Source organism: Amycolatopsis roodepoortensis, assembly GCF_014873915.1.
Taxonomy (GTDB): domain Bacteria; phylum Actinomycetota; class Actinomycetes; order Mycobacteriales; family Pseudonocardiaceae; genus Amycolatopsis; species Amycolatopsis roodepoortensis.
Genome location: NZ_JADBEJ010000004.1, coordinates 1,013,091 through 1,028,302 on the forward strand (window position 1 = coordinate 1,013,091; position 15,212 = coordinate 1,028,302).

The 15,212-nt window shown below is 68.9% G+C and carries 17 protein-coding genes; 6 read left to right on the forward strand and 11 right to left on the reverse strand.

Annotation, left to right across the window (positions count from 1 at the left end):
• Nucleotides 1-35: 35 nt before the first annotated feature.
• The 3 genes from H4W30_RS15455 to H4W30_RS15465 all read right to left on the reverse strand — a co-directional run bounded on the left by H4W30_RS15455 (nucleotide 36) and on the right by H4W30_RS15465 (nucleotide 1,741).
• Nucleotides 36-413: a hypothetical protein gene (locus H4W30_RS15455; RefSeq protein WP_125791894.1), complete on the reverse strand. Its 378-nt coding sequence runs from the start codon at nucleotides 411-413 to the stop codon at nucleotides 36-38.
• On the reverse strand, nucleotides 410-751 hold the full coding sequence (locus H4W30_RS15460; RefSeq protein WP_192743446.1) for a hypothetical protein: 342 nt from the start codon (nucleotides 749-751) through the stop codon (nucleotides 410-412). The genes H4W30_RS15455 and H4W30_RS15460 overlap by 4 nt, the downstream gene beginning before the upstream one ends.
• Nucleotides 752-931: 180 nt before the next feature.
• The gene (locus tag H4W30_RS15465) at nucleotides 932-1,741 is read right to left on the reverse strand and encodes an NBR1-Ig-like domain-containing protein (RefSeq protein WP_192743447.1); all 810 of its coding nucleotides are present in this window, start codon (nucleotides 1,739-1,741) and stop codon (nucleotides 932-934) included.
• Between the two features lie 117 nt (nucleotides 1,742-1,858).
• Between H4W30_RS15465 and H4W30_RS15470 the strand changes: the two genes are divergently transcribed.
• Nucleotides 1,859-2,560 (forward strand): Pr6Pr family membrane protein, encoded by a 702-nt coding sequence (locus H4W30_RS15470; RefSeq protein WP_192743448.1) that lies wholly within the window; start codon nucleotides 1,859-1,861, stop codon nucleotides 2,558-2,560.
• On the opposite strand, the gene H4W30_RS15475 is transcribed toward H4W30_RS15470, so the two are convergent.
• Both H4W30_RS15475 and H4W30_RS15480 read right to left on the reverse strand, forming a co-directional pair.
• Entirely contained in the window at nucleotides 2,504-3,733 is a 1,230-nt protein-coding gene (locus tag H4W30_RS15475; protein WP_192743449.1) for an NADH:flavin oxidoreductase/NADH oxidase family protein, read from the reverse strand. The two genes, H4W30_RS15470 and H4W30_RS15475, sit on opposite strands and share 57 nt — an antisense overlap.
• Nucleotides 3,734-3,807: 74 nt before the next feature.
• Entirely contained in the window at nucleotides 3,808-4,182 is a 375-nt protein-coding gene (locus H4W30_RS15480; RefSeq protein WP_225949345.1) for a YybH family protein, read from the reverse strand.
• On the opposite strand from H4W30_RS15480, the gene H4W30_RS15485 reads away from it, so the two are divergent.
• A complete protein-coding gene (locus H4W30_RS15485; protein ID WP_192743451.1) occupies nucleotides 4,174-4,578 on the forward strand; it encodes a winged helix-turn-helix transcriptional regulator in 405 nt (134 codons plus the stop codon). The genes H4W30_RS15480 and H4W30_RS15485 overlap by 9 nt on opposite strands.
• Here the strand turns inward: H4W30_RS15485 and H4W30_RS15490 are convergent.
• Nucleotides 4,564-5,034: a DUF309 domain-containing protein gene (locus H4W30_RS15490; protein ID WP_192743452.1), complete on the reverse strand. Its 471-nt coding sequence runs from the start codon at nucleotides 5,032-5,034 to the stop codon at nucleotides 4,564-4,566. The two genes, H4W30_RS15485 and H4W30_RS15490, sit on opposite strands and share 15 nt — an antisense overlap.
• Before the next feature lie 35 nt (nucleotides 5,035-5,069).
• Between H4W30_RS15490 and guaB1 the strand changes: the two genes are divergently transcribed.
• Nucleotides 5,070-6,509 (forward strand): GMP reductase, encoded by a 1,440-nt coding sequence (guaB1, locus tag H4W30_RS15495; RefSeq protein WP_037340859.1) that lies wholly within the window; start codon nucleotides 5,070-5,072, stop codon nucleotides 6,507-6,509.
• Nucleotides 6,510-6,561: 52 nt separating this feature from the next.
• On the opposite strand, the gene H4W30_RS15500 is transcribed toward guaB1, so the two are convergent.
• Complete coding sequence (locus H4W30_RS15500; RefSeq protein ID WP_126737523.1) at nucleotides 6,562-7,848, reverse strand: PhoH family protein; 1,287 nt, start codon at nucleotides 7,846-7,848, stop codon at nucleotides 6,562-6,564.
• A 727-nt stretch (nucleotides 7,849-8,575) separates the two neighbouring features.
• Here H4W30_RS15500 and H4W30_RS15505 point away from each other — a divergent pair.
• A complete protein-coding gene (locus tag H4W30_RS15505) occupies nucleotides 8,576-8,824 on the forward strand; it encodes a hypothetical protein (RefSeq protein ID WP_192743453.1) in 249 nt (82 codons plus the stop codon).
• 61 nt (nucleotides 8,825-8,885) lie between these two features.
• Here H4W30_RS15505 and H4W30_RS15510 read toward each other — a convergent pair whose 3' ends face one another.
• Entirely contained in the window at nucleotides 8,886-9,662 is a 777-nt protein-coding gene (locus H4W30_RS15510; protein WP_061986121.1) for an isoprenyl transferase, read from the reverse strand.
• A 131-nt stretch (nucleotides 9,663-9,793) separates the two neighbouring features.
• On the opposite strand from H4W30_RS15510, the gene trhA reads away from it, so the two are divergent.
• Both trhA and H4W30_RS15520 read left to right on the forward strand, forming a co-directional pair.
• A complete protein-coding gene (gene trhA / locus H4W30_RS15515; protein ID WP_037342457.1) occupies nucleotides 9,794-10,435 on the forward strand; it encodes a PAQR family membrane homeostasis protein TrhA in 642 nt (213 codons plus the stop codon).
• Between the two features lie 209 nt (nucleotides 10,436-10,644).
• Nucleotides 10,645-11,094, forward strand: a complete 450-nt coding sequence (locus tag H4W30_RS15520) for a pyridoxamine 5'-phosphate oxidase family protein (protein ID WP_192743454.1) — start codon at nucleotides 10,645-10,647, stop codon at nucleotides 11,092-11,094.
• 5 nt (nucleotides 11,095-11,099) lie between these two features.
• Here H4W30_RS15520 and H4W30_RS15525 read toward each other — a convergent pair whose 3' ends face one another.
• From H4W30_RS15525 to H4W30_RS15535, 3 genes are all read right to left on the reverse strand, one after another.
• Nucleotides 11,100-12,986 (reverse strand): acyl-CoA dehydrogenase family protein, encoded by a 1,887-nt coding sequence (locus H4W30_RS15525; protein WP_192743455.1) that lies wholly within the window; start codon nucleotides 12,984-12,986, stop codon nucleotides 11,100-11,102.
• A gap of 65 nt (nucleotides 12,987-13,051) precedes the next feature.
• On the reverse strand, nucleotides 13,052-14,407 hold the full coding sequence (locus H4W30_RS15530; RefSeq protein WP_192743456.1) for a glycoside hydrolase family 28 protein: 1,356 nt from the start codon (nucleotides 14,405-14,407) through the stop codon (nucleotides 13,052-13,054).
• Between the two features lie 69 nt (nucleotides 14,408-14,476).
• Nucleotides 14,477-15,037: a hypothetical protein gene (locus H4W30_RS15535; RefSeq protein WP_192744116.1), complete on the reverse strand. Its 561-nt coding sequence runs from the start codon at nucleotides 15,035-15,037 to the stop codon at nucleotides 14,477-14,479.
• Nucleotides 15,038-15,212 lie beyond the last annotated feature (175 nt).

Sequence of the window (15,212 nt, forward strand, 5' to 3'; positions counted from 1 at the left end):
CCGCTGCAACTACCGCATCCAGAGGACGAAACGCATCAGTAGCAGCGGTCCGAAGAGATCCGGTACGTGTAGTTGTTCGACAGGTTGGACGTCACCTCGAACCGGATCTTGTGATACACCGGCGGTTCCCCGAGCACGCCGTGCTTGACCGTGCGCTCCTTGCCCGGCGCGATCGCCCCGCTCCAGAGGCCCTTGTCGAAGACGTCGTCGATGATCTGGACGAGCATTCCCCGGTAGTCGTGGTTGTGCACGGTGATGTCGATGCTCTGCCCCGCGCTCACCTCGACGACCTTCGTCTTCCCGCCCATCAGCGGCCCGCCCTCACAGACCTTCGACGCCGCCGAAGCGGACGGTGCCATCAGCAGGGTGCCTGCCAGCGCGACCGGGACGACGGCGAACAGCTTCTTCTTCATCGGTTCCCCACAACGGTCTTGACGACATTGGACTGGACGGCCAGATCGAGGCCGATCTTCATGTTTCCCCCGCAATAGGCCTTCTGGCCGTTCTTGAAATGCACCGTCAGATCCCCGGCGCATTCGAACACCTTGACGTCCCAGGTGCGCGTGCCCGGCTTGAGGCAGATCGCGTCCTTCCCTGCCCGGCGCATCCAGCCGTGGTAGCCGGATTCGCAGGTAATGATCGGATCACTGCCCGAAGCGGGCGCCGGAGCCGCCTGTGCGGCGGTGGCCGGCAGGAGCGCCACGGTGAGCGCGGCCCCGGCCAATGCGGCGACCTTGACGTACGGACGCATGGATTCCCTTTCCGCAAATAATGTGAGAGTGTTTCGGAAAATCCCCATCCGGAATTCCCGGACGCCGAAGACGTTAAAGGCCGCCGGAGCGCCGCCGGAAGCGATTCACGGCCGCGAAATGGCCATGGCCGAGGAATCAATGTCCACGCAGGTCAGCGTTTTGGCCATCGGCCCGGATGGTCAAATGACGCGGACCGAGAAGAACACCGCGCGGGTGTTCGGCAGCAGGATGCGCCCCTGTTCGTCGGCCATCTTCCAGTACACCTGGCAATGCCCGGGCGCATCGGGCGCACGCACCTCGACGGAGACGCGCACCCGCTCGCCGGGCGCGGTCTGCGGGACGGGCACGCGATCGGGCGTGCCGCATTCGCCGGGATTCCCGAACGATCCGGCGCGGACCAGATAGCGGCCGATCCATCCGACCGTTCCCGCGTTGCGGAATTCCCACGTCTTCACGAAGGTCGAGCCTGCCGCGACCTCGCTGCCGTCGGGCACGGTCACGTCGGCGACGAATTCCGACGCGTCGCCGGCCGGGGCGGCGGGCTCGGCACCGAACGGCGCGGCGAAGACGAGCACCAGCGCCGCGACCAGGACGATCGCCACGGCTCCGGCGAGGAGGAACGCCGTCCGGCGCGGCTTCACGGCGACCGGTCCGGGTCCGGCGGTCAGCGCGTCCCGCGCGCGTTCCCATTCACCGCGCCATTCGTGGCGGACCTCGTCCTCGTCACCGCCGAGCACCCCGGCGGCCAGCACGCGGACGAACTCCCAGGTCGTCTCCCAGCTGGGCAGCCGCTCACCACGGGCGGCGGCCGAAAGCGCGGATTTCGACGCGAGCGCGCCGTACTCGTCGCGCATGCGGTCGTAGGAAGGGTCACCGGCGGCCCGTTTCAGCTCCCACAGCCGCCGCGCGAACTCGGCGACGGGTCCGCTGTCCTCCGCCGGACCCCGCGCGACCCGTCCGCGGCGTCCGGGCCTCCGCTCGACGTCCATCGTTTCCCACGATATGACCCGATGGGCGGGAAGACCCGGCGGCATCCCGCCCCCGATCGAGTGGCGGCGCACGGTGGTGACGGGACGTCCCCACCCGATCACCCATAAAGTGGGCGAATGCAGGCTTCCAAGATCGCGCGCGCCTGGTTCGGCCTGACCGCGCTGGTGGTGATCGCCGGGCTCGCCGCGCAGATCCCGGTCTCCGCGGGCACGACCGGCGGCGTCTTCCACACCCCGGCGGGGCGGGTGGCCAACCTGCTGGCCTTCTTCACCATCGACTCGAACATCCTGGTCGGCATCGGCAGCCTGCTGCTCGCGCTCGGTGTCGCGGGCCGGTCGACGCTGTTCGGCGTGCTGCGGCTCACCGGTCTCGTCGGCATCACCGTGACGGGTGTCGTCTTCCAGGTCGCGCTCGCCGATCTCTACGAACTGCACGGCTGGGCGGTGTTCGCCGACACGATGCTGCACAAGGTGTCGCCCTTGATGTGCGTCGCGGGCTGGCTGCTGTTCGGGCCGCGCGGCCAGCTGTCGTGGCGGGTCCTGTGGTGGTCGCTGCTGTATCCGCTGATCTGGCTCGCGGTCACGCTGGTGCGCGGCGCGATCATCGGGTTCTACCCGTACCCGTTCGTCGATCCGGGCATCAACAGCTACGGCGGTGTCGCGTTCAACTGCGTGCTGATCGGGGTGCTGTTCATCGGTCTCGCGGCGGCCGCGGTCGGCTTCGACCGCACCTTCAGCCGCCGGGATGAACCCGACGACTACTTAGCCCCGGACCCGCCGGAAAGCGTTGAGCGGATCCGCGACGCCGGCACGTACTAGCGTCCGCACCGCGCCGAGCCGCGGGTCCACCGGTTTCCCGGCGGCCACCCGGTGCATCTGCTGGGTGTGCCACTGGATCTCGAGCAGGCTGTCGGCCAGCCGGAGGCCGGTCTTCGGCGCCGTACGCCGCGCGCGCACGTCTTCGCCGTCCAGGAGCCGCCCGGGCAGTGCCGGGTCGACGATCAGCGGCCTGCCGAGACCGATGACGTCCAGCGCGCCGGAGCGCAGCGCCTCCGCCATGCCTTGCGCGCTGGTGAAGCCTCCGGTGACCATCAGCGCGACGTCGGAGACCTGCCGCGCCTTCGCGGCGTAATCGAGGAAATAGGCCTCACGGCTGAGAGTGCTCGCCTTGGCCGAACCCATCATGGCGGCCTTCTCGTAGGTGCCGCCGGAGACTTCCAGCAGGTCGATCCCCGCTTCACCCAGTTCGCGGACGACTTCGAGTGATTCCTCCTCGCTGAACCCGCCGCGCTGGAAGTCCGCGCTGTTGAGCTTGACCGCGATCGGCACCGAGTCACCGACCTCGGCACGCACACGGGCGACCACTTCCAGCAGGAACCGGCGCCGCCGGAGCGCGTCTCCGCCCCAGCCGTCGGTGCGCCGGTTCGTCAGCGGCGAAAGGAACTGCGAGACGAGATAACCGTGCGCCCCGTGGATCTGGATGCCGGCGAACCCGGCGTCGAGGACGGTCCGCGCGGCCACGCCGAACCGGTCGATGATCGCCTCGATCTCGCCGACGGTCAGCGCCCGAGGCGTCGCGAACACCGAACGGATACCGCGGTCACCGAAGGGCACCGCCGACGGCGCGACCGGCTGGCGGGACAGGAAACGCGGGCTCTGCCTGCCGGGATGGTTGAGCTGGACCCACACCCGGCTCTCGGTCCCGTCCGCCGACCGTGCCCACGGCTCGAACGCGGTCGCGTCCGGCTCCCGGGGCACCGCGACGTTGCGCGGTTCACCCAGCGCGGTCGGATCGACCATGACGTTGCCGGTGATCAGCGTCCCGGCACCGCCTCGCGACCACGTCCGGTACAACTCGGTCAGTTCGGCGGTCGGCCGGTTGCGGCGATCGCCGAGCTGCTCGCTGAGCGCGGCCTTGGCCAGCCGGTTCGGCAGGATCGCGCCACACCGCAGTTTCAGCGGTTCGGCCAGCAGTTCCCTGGGCTCGCTCATCCGCGCTTCCTCCCACCGTTACCTACTGGGCAGTATCCCTACTCGAAGTAACATACTCGCGGTATGTCGAGTACTCAAGGCGCGCCGAGACCGAAGGGGTTGTCGATCACGTAGCGCCAGAGCCCGTCCTCACCACGCCTCGCGACGTCAGTAGCCGTCGCGGAGAGGTGGCCCTCGATGACCCAGTCGACGATCAGCAAGGCCAGGTCACCGGACACGTGCACCTGGCGCGGAGTGACCTCGATGGGCTGCCCGAGCGCGAGGATCCCGCTGTTCGCGGCCCGGCGCCCCGCGCCGCTCACCCGTACGCCGTCCCGGCGGACGAACACGGCGTCCGGCTCGTAGACCGTGTCGAGGATTTCGGCGGATCCGGTGTTGAAAGCGGCTTGGAAGACGAAGGGATGTTCGGCGGCGTCGGCGGTCAACGGCACACTGGGGGAATGCGTCATGCGGACAGCGAAACCGACCGCGAAGCAGGTCACCAAACGGAAACCTTCGACGGCGAACTCGTCCCGGACGCGCGCGGCCGCACGCGGCGGCCGGAGCCGGACTGTCCCGTCGAGGTCGCGCTCGCCGCGATCTCGGGCCGCTGGACGACGCTGGTCCTTCGGGAGCTGATGGGCGGCCCCCGGTCCTTCAGCGACCTCCGCGCGGCGTTGCCCGCCCTGTCCGCGAAGGTGCTGACAGAACGCCTCGGCGACCTGACCGCGCGCCGCCTCGCCATCCGCGAGGAACTGCCGGGCTTCCCGAGCCGGACCAGCTACCGCCTCACCGAAGCGGGACTCTCGCTGCGGCCGCTGCTGATCGAGCTCTACCGCTCGGGCTCGGCGCTACTGGCCGAGTAGCCGGGGCGCGACCGGATCGACCCGCACCCGGGTCTTCACCTCGTCGGCCATGGTCCGCGCCCAGGCCTGCAGCCCCGGGATGTCGATCCCGTGCGGCCGGGCCTCGCGGAACGGCTCGATGTTCTCGGCGCCGCGCTCCAGCAGCGACGCCGCACCGTTCCCGTTCCCCCTGGCCGCGTGGGTCAGGCCCACGGCGAGCTGCGCGAGCCCGCGCCACAGCTCCCGCTCCGGCCCGTCGGTGGATTTCCACGCGTCCTCGAACACCTCGTGCGCGTGAAACGGGCGGCCCGCGTCGAGCAGGCGCTGCGCCTCGGAAACGGTGTCCTCGGGGCTGCGTTCGACGCCCTCGGGCTGCCGTTCGACACCGTCGGCGCCGTACGGGAGCGGCCTGCCGAGACCGTCCCGCGGGCGCGCGTTGCGGGCTCGTCCGGCTTCGTCACGGTCCCGGTCGGTCATGCCGTCATTGTCCCACGCGGGTATCCTGGGCTCTCGTGCGCTTTCTCGACGGGCACCGGCCCGCTCACGACCTGACCTACGACGACGTGTTCCTCCTGCCGAACCGGTCGGACGTGGAGTCCCGTTTCGACGTCGATCTGTCCACTGTGGACGGCACCGGCGCGACGATCCCGATCGTGGTGGCCAACATGACCGCCGTCGCGGGCCGCCGGATGGCCGAAACGGTCGCCCGGCGCGGTGGGCTCGTCGTCCTCCCCCAGGATGTCGACGTGGCCGCGGTCGCCGACATCGTCACCTGGGTCAAGAGCCGTCACACCGTCTGGGACACCCCGCTCGTGCTGACCGGCGGAGACGCGGTGGCCGACGCGCTGAACCTGGTCGGCAAACGCGCCCACGGTGCCGTCGTCGTCGTGGACGAGGACGGCAAGCCCGTCGGCGTCGTCGACGAAGCGGCTTGTGCCGGCGTAGACCGCTTCGCGCGCCTCGCCGACGTCGCGGAGCCCGCGGTCGTCACGGTCCCCCTGGACACGCCGCCGCGTGAGGTCTTCGAGCGCCTGCACGACCACGGAGGCCGTCTCGCGCTCGGCATCGACGAAAACGGCAGGCTCGCGGGCGTCCTGACCGAGATCGCGGCGCTGCGCGCGGAGATCTACACCCCGGCCGTCGACGACGGCGGCAACCTGCGCGTCGCCGCGGCGATCGGCGTGAACGGCGACGTCGCGGCGAAGGCCGAGGCCGTCCTCGCGGCGGGTGTCGACGTGCTGGTCGTCGACACCGCGCACGGCCACCAGGAGAAGATGATCTCTGCGCTCAAGGCCGTCCGATCGGTGAACCCGCAGGTCCCGGTGGTCGCCGGGAACGTGGTCACCGCGGAGGGCACGCGCGACCTGATCCACGCGGGAGCGGACGTCGTCAAGGTCGGCGTCGGCCCCGGCGCCATGTGCACGACGCGGATGATGACCGGCGTCGGGCGCCCGCAGTTCTCCGCCGTCGCCGAATGCGCGGCCGCGGCGCGTGAGCTGGGCAAACACGTCTGGGCGGACGGCGGCGTGCGGCATCCGCGCGACGTCGCGCTCGCGCTGGCCGCGGGCGCGTCGGCGGCGATGGTCGGCTCCTGGTTCGCCGGCACCCACGAATCCCCCGGCGACCTGCGCTACGACGAGCAGGGCAAGCCGTACAAGGAATCGTTCGGCATGGCGTCGAAGCGCGCCGTCGGCGCCCGCACGCGCACGGACAACGTCTTCGAGCGCGCCAAGAAGGGCCTGTTCGAAGAGGGCATCTCCGCGTCGCGGATGGCGCTGGACCCGGCTCGCCCCGGCGTCGAAGACCTGCTCGACTCCATCGGCTCCGGTGTGCGCTCCGCCTGCACGTACGCGGGCGCGCGCACGCTGGAGGAGTTCCACGAGCGCGCGCTGCTCGGCATCCAGTCCGCCGCCGGTTTCGCGGAAGGACGTCCGCTGCCGTCTGGCTGGTGATACCCGGAGGGAGTCCTCTTGGGACTGTCCCAAGAGGACTCCCCGGTCCCGGTTATCCGTGGTCCTCCAGCATCTCCGTGACCAGCGCCGCGATCGGCGAGCGCTCGGAACGGGTCAGCGTGACATGCGCGAACAGCGGGTGACCCTTGAGTTTCTCGATCACCGCCGAAACGCCGTCGTGCCGCCCGACTCGCAGGTTGTCGCGCTGCGCGACGTCATGCGTGAGCACGACCCGCGAAGCCGTGCCGAGCCGTGAGAGCACGGTCAGGAGCACGTTGCGCTCCAAGGACTGCGCCTCGTCGACGATGACGAACGTGTCGTGCAGCGAGCGGCCGCGGATATGGGTCAGCGGAAGCACTTCGAGCATGCCGCGGTCGAAGACCTCGTCGAGGACGTCCTGGCTGACCAGCCCGCCGAGGGTGTCGAACACCGCCTGCGCCCACGGCTGCATCTTCTCGCTCTCGGAACCGGGCAGGTAACCCAGATCCTGGCCGCCGACCGCGTAGACCGGCCGGAACACGACGACCTTGCGATGCTGACGGCGTTCCATCACCGACTCCAGCCCCGCGCAGAGCGCGAGCGCCGACTTGCCCGTGCCGGCCCGTCCGCCCAGCGAGACGATGCCGACGTCGGAGTCCAGCAGCAGATCCAGCGCCACCCGCTGCTCGGCCGACCGGCCGTGCAGCCCGAACGCCTCCTTGTCACCCCGGACGAGCCGGATCCGCTTGTCCGCGGTGACCCGCCCCAGCGCGCTCGAACTGCCCGCGAGCAGCCTCAAACCGGTGTGACAGGGCAGTTCCCCGACTTCCGGCATCCCGAATTCCGCCGGATCCACGGAAGACCCGCTGAACAGCGCGTCGACCAGGGTCTGCGGGACGTCCACGTCCGCCATCCCCGTCCAGCCCGAGGGCGTCACCTCCTGCGCGCGGTACTCGTCGGCTTCGAGGCCGACGGCGCCCGCCTTGACGCGCAAGGGGATGTCCTTGGTCACCAGCGTGACCGACGCGCGTTCCGCCGCCAGGTTGAGCGCGCAGGCGAGGATGCGGTGGTCGTTGGAGTCGGTGCGGAAGCCGACCGGGAGCACCGTGGGGTCGGAGTGGTTCAACTCCACCTGCAGGGTGCCGCCGTGCTCACCGATCGGGATCGGCGCGTCGAGCCTGCCGTGCTGACGACGCAGGTCGTCGAGCATGCGGAGCGCTTCGCGCGCGAACCACCCCAGTTCGGGATGGTGACGTTTCGCCTCCAGTTCACTGATGACGACCAGCGGGAGCACGACCGCGTGTTCGGCGAAACGGGTCACCGACCAGGGGTCAGAGAGCAGGACCGACGTGTCGAGCACGTAAGTGGACCGCTGGGATTCGGGCGAGATCGAGGCTTTCTCCGGGCCAGAGGCACCGGTCGAAGAACGGCCAGAGGCCTTGCGGGGTGAACGCTGCGCAGTCACGACGGCATCTCCCTCGTGGGCGTGGCACCACGCCCGCACTCGCTGGGCCGGGCACCTCCCTGGCTGACCGTTCCTTCCGACGTCTTGCGACGTCAGTCGGCACGGCCGCGAGGGCCGGGTGCCGGCCCCCTCGTGCATCCACTGGGCGGCTGTGCCGCCCTGTCGACAACCGCCACGACCAGGGCCTCCCGCGAGAGTCCGCATGGGACGCGAACCCTCACTTCCGGAAGGTACCTGCGTCCGGCCGATCGCGCAGGCAGCCACCACGGTGATTCGCCAAACCGTCATCTCACTGTCGGTCGCGTGACATCAACGCCTGGTCACCGTCACGATGCGTAGTGATGATCTCCATTCAGGGACGCTCGTCGACGTGACCCGGATGGATTAACGCGACGCAGGGCGTTCACCTGATGAGACGGAGGGTTCTACCACGCGTCGTCGCAGGACGCATTTTGTGCCCGAGACAGAGAACCGGACCGAGTGAAACGCGCCTTTTTCGGCTCACACAATGGGCTTACGAGACGGTCACAAATCCTGAATAGCGAGTAATTTTCTCACTGCGGGACACCCCCACCGGATTCGGTGCCCCCGATCCCTGAACATCTCTACTTAGGAGTGCGAAGTGCTGAAGAAGGCTGGTTTCGTTTCCGCCGTCGCCGCGGGCATCATGATGGTCGGCGGGACCGCGTTCGCCGCCACCGGTGAGACCTCGGGCACCCCGGACCCCACGTTCGGCGACGCCTACAACACGTTCATCGAGGGCGGCGGAGCGCTGGGCTACGGCGCCGCTTCCCTGGTCGCCGGTGCCTACACGGGCATCGCCACCACCCCGGCTCTGATCCTCCACTCGCTGGAGCACCACAACCACTGATCTTCGGAAGTGGACGTCGAAGGCCCCGGAGTGCACGCCGGGGCCTTCGTCATGTCCGGGGTCAGGAACCGAAGCGCCGGTGCCGCCACGCGTAATCGCGCATCGCCCGCAGGAAATCGACCCGGCGGAACGCGGGCCAATAAGCTTCGGTGAACCAGAATTCCGAATGCGCCGATTGCCAGAGCAGAAATCCGGAAAGCCGCTGCTCACCCGAGGTGCGGATAATCAGATCCGGATCGGGCTGGCCCGAGGTGTACATGTGTTCGGATATGTGGTCGACGTCCAATATCTTCGCGAGCTCGCGGATCGAAGTGCCCTCGTCGGCGTGCTGGAGCAGGAGCTTGCGGACCGCGTCGGCGATCTCCTGACGCCCTCCGTAACCGACCGCGACGTTGACCTCCATCCCGGTGCGCCCCTCGGTGCGCTCCGCGGCCGCGCTGAGGGCCTTCGCGACCTCCGGGGGCAGCAGGTCGAGCGCTCCCACGATGCGAAGCCGCCACGGCGTGTGCGGCGCGGCGAGTTCGTCGGTGACGTCGGTGATGATCTTCAGCAACGGGCTCAGCTCCTCGGCCGCGCGGCCGAGGTTGTCGGTCGAAAGCAGCCACATGGTGACGACCTCGACGTCGGCCTCGTTGCACCAGCTCAGGAAGTCGGCGATCTTCTTGGCGCCCGCCCGGTGCCCGTCGGCGACGTCGGTGAAGCCCGCTTCGCGCGCCCAGCGGCGGTTGCCGTCCAGCATGATGGCGATATGGCGTGGATGGCGCCCCTTGGCCTGCTGGATCAGGCGCCTGCCGTAGGCGCTGTACACGACGTCTGACAAGAAGGACCGAAGACTCACGCCAGTGGAGACTAGTCACCTCGCGAGCCTCAGTGGGACGCGCCACGGACACTGGCGAAAAACCTACGGTGCCGTAACCTGGGTGAGTGAGCGTAGTGACCGAACCCCAGCCGTCCGGCCCCTCGCCCGTAGTGGACACGCGTCCTCGGTTGCGTGGGCACATCCACTTCTGGTCCTTCTTCGGCGCGGTGGCCGGAGCCGCGACCCTCATCAGCCTCGCGGCGTCCACAGTGTCCGGTATCGCCGCTTTGTCCACTTCGGTCTACGGGCTGACCGTCCTCGGCGTCTTCGGCGTAAGCGCGCTGTACCACCGTCGCTTGTGGAGCCCACGAGCATACGAATGGATGAAGCGCGCCGACCATTCGATGATCTTCCTGTTCATCGCCGGCACCTACACGCCGTTCACCCTTCTGGCCATGTCCCAGCCGACCGGGTACATCGTGCTCGCGATCGTGTGGGGCGGCGCGATCGGCGGCGTCACCCTGAAGATGCTGTGGCCGAACGCGCCACGGTGGCTCGGCGTGCCGATCTACATCGCGCTGGGCTGGGTCGCCGTCTTCGTCCTGCCCGAACTGGCCACGCACGCCGGCGTCGCGGCGCTCGTCCTGCTCTGCGTGGGCGGGCTGTTCTACACGCTGGGCGCGGTGTTCTACGCGGTGAAGTGGCCGAACCACTTCCCGGACACCTTCGGGTACCACGAGTACTTCCACGCCTGCACGGTTCTTGCCGCGGTGTCCCACTACATCGCGATCTGGCTGGCGATGTACGCGTAACTCGCGTGATCAGGCGCGTGACTCGCGTGATTGGACGCGTAACTCACGTGTGGCGCGCCCGATCACGCGAGTTACCCGTCCAATCACGCGAGTTGCGTCTCTGATCACGAGTGCGGCACCGGCGTGACCAGGTCGGACACACGCGTGTTCCCTCTGGCACAAGAAAGTGCCTTCTTCCGGCGCCCCGGCCGGGGAGCCATGATCACCCCATGGCCAAGAACGCACCGCCCCGCCGCCTCGACGACGCGGCCCTCAGCGACTTCCTCGCACAGCACACCTTCGGCGCCCTCGCGACCCTCAAGCGCGACGGCCGTCCGCATCTCTCCACCGTCGTCTACACCTGGGATCCCGAGAGCCGCGAGGTCCGGGTGAGCACGACCGAAGACCGCCTCAAGGTCAAGCAGATCCGCAACGACCCGACCGCATCGCTCTACGTCTCCAGCGCCGACCACTGGAAATTCGCCGTCGTGGAAGGGAAAGCGGAACTCTCCGAAGTCACGCGGACACCGGGCGACGCGGCGGGCCTCGAGTATCTCGCCGCACAGCGGCAGAAGCCCGAAGACGAGGCGGAGTTCCTGGAGACCATCGCAGCGGAGCGAAGGCTCTACATCACCCTCAAAGCCGACAGACTCTATGGGACGGCTCTCGACATCGCTTGACGCGCTCAGTCCCGCAGCATCGGAGCCGCCAGGTACTGCTCGGGGATGGCGAACGCGTCCACGAGGGTCCGCGCATGGGGGCGCAGGTCGGCGCACAACGCGTTGACCGCGGCGGTGACGGCCTTCGAGCGCCCGGAGGTCAGGCGCCCGTGTTCGAGGAACCAGCCCCGGTCCGCCTCGATGTTCGCGAGCGCGTAGAGGTCGCAGACCCGCTCCAGCAGCTCGCGGGCTTCGCCGTCGGCGCAGCGTTCGATGGCGTCGATGAACGCTTCGAGCACTACGCGGTCGACGTGTACGCGCCCGGCGCGCAGCACGTGGTCCTGCGCGTCGTTGAAGACGCCGAAGGGGTCCGAGGCCGCCTTACGCAGACGCTGCGCGACACCGCCGAGTACGTGCTCTTCGCGGTCTTCGAACAGCTTCAGGTGCCATTCGCGCGAGTAGAGGACATCGCCGTCGTCGGCTTCGGTGAGCCGCTCGACGACCTTGCGCGCGGACGTCCGTTCGATCACGGCCTCGACGAACTGCTCCGCCACGAACCGCGCGGTCGCGAGCGGGCTGAGGTCCTCGAAATGATCCTTGTAGCTGGTCAACAGGCCCTTCGCGACCAGTTGCAGCAGCACGGTGTTGTCACCCTCGAAGGTGGTGAAGACGTCCGTGTCGGCTTTCAGCCCGGCGAGCAGGTTCTCCGAGAGATAGCCGGAGCCGCCGCACGCCTCGCGGGCGGCCTGGATGGTCGCGGTCGCGTGCCAGGTCGAGACGGCCTTGATGCCCGCGGCGCGTGATTCCAGCTCTCGCTGCTCTTCTTCCGGCGCGTCCTCGGCGATGTCGTTCAGCTTCGAGACGAGCGCTTCCTGCGCGAAGTGCAGCGCGTACGACGTCGCCAGCGCGGGCAGTAGTTTCCGCTGGTGGGCGCGGTAGTCGAGGATCACGACCTCCTCGCCGTCGGGCCGCGCGAACTGCCGCCGCTGCTCGCCGTACCGGACGGCCAGGGCGAGCGCGCGTTTCGTCGCGCTGCCGGCGCTGCCCGCGACACTGACCCGGCCGCGGATGAGCGTGCCGAGCATCGTGAAGAACCGGCGGCCGTCGCTCTCGATCGGGCTCGTGTACGTGCCGTCCTCGGCGACGTCACCGAACCGGTTGAGCAGCGCCTCGCGCGGAACCCTCACCTGGGTGAAGGTGAGCCGCCCGTTGTCGACGCCGTTGAGACCGGCCTTGCGGCCGCAGTCCTCGATCTCGACACCGCTCGCGTCCTCGCCGCGGATCGGCACCAGGAACGCGTGCACGCCACGCGACTCACCACCGGTGATCAGCTGCGCGAACACCACCGCGAGCTCGCCGTCGCGGGCGGCGTTGCCGATGTACTCCTTCATCGCGCCCCGGTCCGGCGTGTGCACGACGAACTCGCGCGTCGCCGGGTCGTAGGTCGCGGTGGTGCGGAGATGCTGGACGTCCGAGCCGTGGCCGTGCTCGGTCATCGCGAAACAGCCCAGCAGCTCCAGATCCTTGATCTTGCGCAGATAGCGCTCGTGGTGGCGTTCGGTGCCGAGCAACTGCACCGCGCCGCCGAACAGGCCCCATTGGACGCCGGCCTTGACCATCAGCGAGAGGTCGCCGAAGCCCAGCATCTCGAACGACATCACGGAGCCGCCGACGTCGCCGCCACCGCCGTACGCCGGGTCGAAGCCGAGCCCCGGCCGGTCGGTGCGGGCGAGCAGCCGCAGCCATTCGAGTACCTGGGCACGGTGCGCTTCGACATCGAGATCGACGGGATCCTTGAAGTCCTCCGCCGCCATCTGCGCGCGCACCGCGCGGCGGAGCCCGGCCCACCGTCCATCGAGGACGGTGGTCAGCGCGTCCGGGTCGATCTTCGCGGGAAGTCCTGGTGTGTCCACGATTCCTCCGATGCGGTGCGGTCTGCGTTCAGCCTGCCGCACCGCATCGGGGGGCGCAGCCCGAATCAGACCGGCCGCCCGTTGATCGTCGTGTTCTCGAACCGCAGGTCATCGACGTGTTTCAGGACGTTTGCCGTGTTCGCGACGCCGTCGAAGCGGCAATCGCTCACCCGCAGCCCCCGAACGTGTGAGTTGGGCAACCCTCGGACGTTGAACGCCGCTTGCCCGCATCTCGTGCTCGCGGAGTCGCTGATGGTGAACGGCCCGAACCGCGGGACGTACGCGCCGGTCTGTCCGTTGTAGTCCGGCAGGACGTACGCGACCGAGCGGGCGAACGTGCCGGAGACACCGTGGAGGTTGACGTTCTCGGTGAACCCGCCGCGCAGGGTGTTCGACTTGACGTACAGCCCGTATTTCGTTTCGCCGGTGACGGTGAGGTCGTACGCGTAGACGTCGCGGATGCCGCCGGTCTGCTCGCTGCCGCAGGTGATCGCGCCCCAGTTCCCGTCCATCACGCAGTTCGCGACGACGATGTTCCGGCACGGCACGCCGACGCGGCGCCCATCGTCGTCCCGGCCAGCTTTGAGCGCGACGTTGTCGTCGTGCGCCCCGAGGTGGGAGTTCACGATCACCACGTGGTCGCAGGACTCCGGATCGCAGGCGTCGGTGTTGGAGCGCGCGGTGCTCGCGTCCGTGCGGACGCCGTCGATCGTGACGTTCCGGCACAGCGTGGGATGCAGCTGCCAGAACATCGGGTTCTTCAGCGTGATCCCCTGGATGAGCACGGTGTCGCACGAGTACGGCTCGACGAACGTGGACCGCATCGTGTGCCCGGAGCCGGGAACGACCCGCTTCTCCGGCGGGACTCCGCCCGCCACCAGCGATTCCAGGTACTCACGGTCCTTGCCCTTGTTCCAGGACGCCGTGCCCGCCGCGTCGAGCGTGCCTTTCCCGGTCACCGCGATGTTGGACTCCTTGTACGCGTAGATCATCGGCGACCGGTTGACGCACTCGATGCCCTCGTAGCGGGTGAGCACGTTCGGGAACTTCGAGGCGTCGGAACCGAAGGCGAGCACGGCGCCCGCCGCGAGGTGCAGGTCCACGTTGCTCTTGAGGTACACGGCGCCGGTGACGAAGGTGCCTTTCGGCACGACGACGTGCCCGCCGCCGCGCGCGTTGGCCGTCTCGATCGCCTTCTTGATCGCGGCGGTGTTGTCGGTCCTGCCGTCGCCCTTGGCGCCGAACCCGAGGATCGAGAACGTCCGGTCCGGGAAGACCGGACGTTTCGTCCGCGCGACGATGCCGTCGGCCGCGGGCCAGGGAAGAGCCGGGGCCGCCCAGGCGGTGGGCGCGAGCAGCGGGCTCGCGGCCACCACGAGACCGCCCTTGATCAGCCAACGCCGGGAGATTCTGCCGTCCATGACGCCTTCTTTCGCAAGAGGACTTCGGTGAAGACGGCGGAATCCCGACTCTAAGGGCGGACCCCGGGCTCAGGAAAGGTCCGGTCCCTGTGAGCGGAGATCGTCGACCTTCGTCATCGCCTCCCGCAGCTCGGCGAGCCAGGCGTCCGCGTGCTCCCCGACCAGCCGGACCGCCCAGGCGAGCGCCTCCGACCGCGACCGCGCGACGCCCGCGTCGACGAGAGTGTCGAGGACCAGGCGTTCGGGTTGCCGCAGCCTGGTCATCACCGGTGCCGAATGCGTGGTGAACAGATGCCTCGTGCCGCCGAGGCTCGCGCCCCAGGCGACCTTGCGCTGATACCGGTGCTCGGCCTGGCGCGCGATCTCGATCCGCTCGTCGCGGGTCTCCTCGCGGAACCGGCTGATCCGGCCGTCCTCGGCCGCCGCACGGGCGGCGTCGTCGGCGTACTCACCGGTGAGCGGCTGGAGCTCGCCGACGATGACGATCTCCTCGCGATCCACCGTGACCTCGGGATCTCCCGTGAACCAGCCCTCCGGGAGCCGTCCGCCGAACCACGCGGCCGCGTCGTCCGCCGACGGGATGTCCGCCTGCTGCCAGCCGCCCCGGCCCTTCCATCCTCCGCGTCCCATCCGCCTCGCCGTCCTGAAGTAGGTGTGCATGCTCGCCTCCGCGATTACATGATTACAACGCTACCGACGCTACGCCTGCAATGACCGCTTATCACGCTTGTTCTCCCCCGGCGAAACCCAGGGCAACCTGATGACCTGCGCGGACGTGTTCCCACCAGCAGTCGACGAGGAAGGG

Bases quoted from the DNA above. Each gene is read 5' to 3' on its own strand.
- H4W30_RS15455 (WP_125791894.1), bottom strand. From the start codon at position 413: ATGAAGAAGAAGCTGTTCGCCGTCGTCCCGGTCGCGCTGGCAGGCACC.
- H4W30_RS15460 (WP_192743446.1), bottom strand. From the start codon at position 751: ATGCGTCCGTACGTCAAGGTCGCCGCATTGGCCGGGGCCGCGCTCACC.
- H4W30_RS15465 (WP_192743447.1), bottom strand. From the start codon at position 1,741: ATGGACGTCGAGCGGAGGCCCGGACGCCGCGGACGGGTCGCGCGGGGT.
- H4W30_RS15470 (WP_192743448.1), top strand. From the start codon at position 1,859: ATGCAGGCTTCCAAGATCGCGCGCGCCTGGTTCGGCCTGACCGCGCTG.
- H4W30_RS15475 (WP_192743449.1), bottom strand. From the start codon at position 3,733: ATGAGCGAGCCCAGGGAACTGCTGGCCGAACCGCTGAAACTGCGGTGT.
- H4W30_RS15485 (WP_192743451.1), top strand. From the start codon at position 4,174: ATGCGTCATGCGGACAGCGAAACCGACCGCGAAGCAGGTCACCAAACG.
- H4W30_RS15480 (WP_225949345.1), bottom strand. From the start codon at position 4,182: ATGACGCATTCCCCCAGTGTGCCGTTGACCGCCGACGCCGCCGAACAT.
- H4W30_RS15490 (WP_192743452.1), bottom strand. From the start codon at position 5,034: ATGACCGACCGGGACCGTGACGAAGCCGGACGAGCCCGCAACGCGCGC.
- H4W30_RS15520 (WP_192743454.1), top strand. From the start codon at position 10,645: ATGGCCAAGAACGCACCGCCCCGCCGCCTCGACGACGCGGCCCTCAGC.
- H4W30_RS15530 (WP_192743456.1), bottom strand. From the start codon at position 14,407: ATGGACGGCAGAATCTCCCGGCGTTGGCTGATCAAGGGCGGTCTCGTG.
- H4W30_RS15535 (WP_192744116.1), bottom strand. From the start codon at position 15,037: ATGGGACGCGGAGGATGGAAGGGCCGGGGCGGCTGGCAGCAGGCGGAC.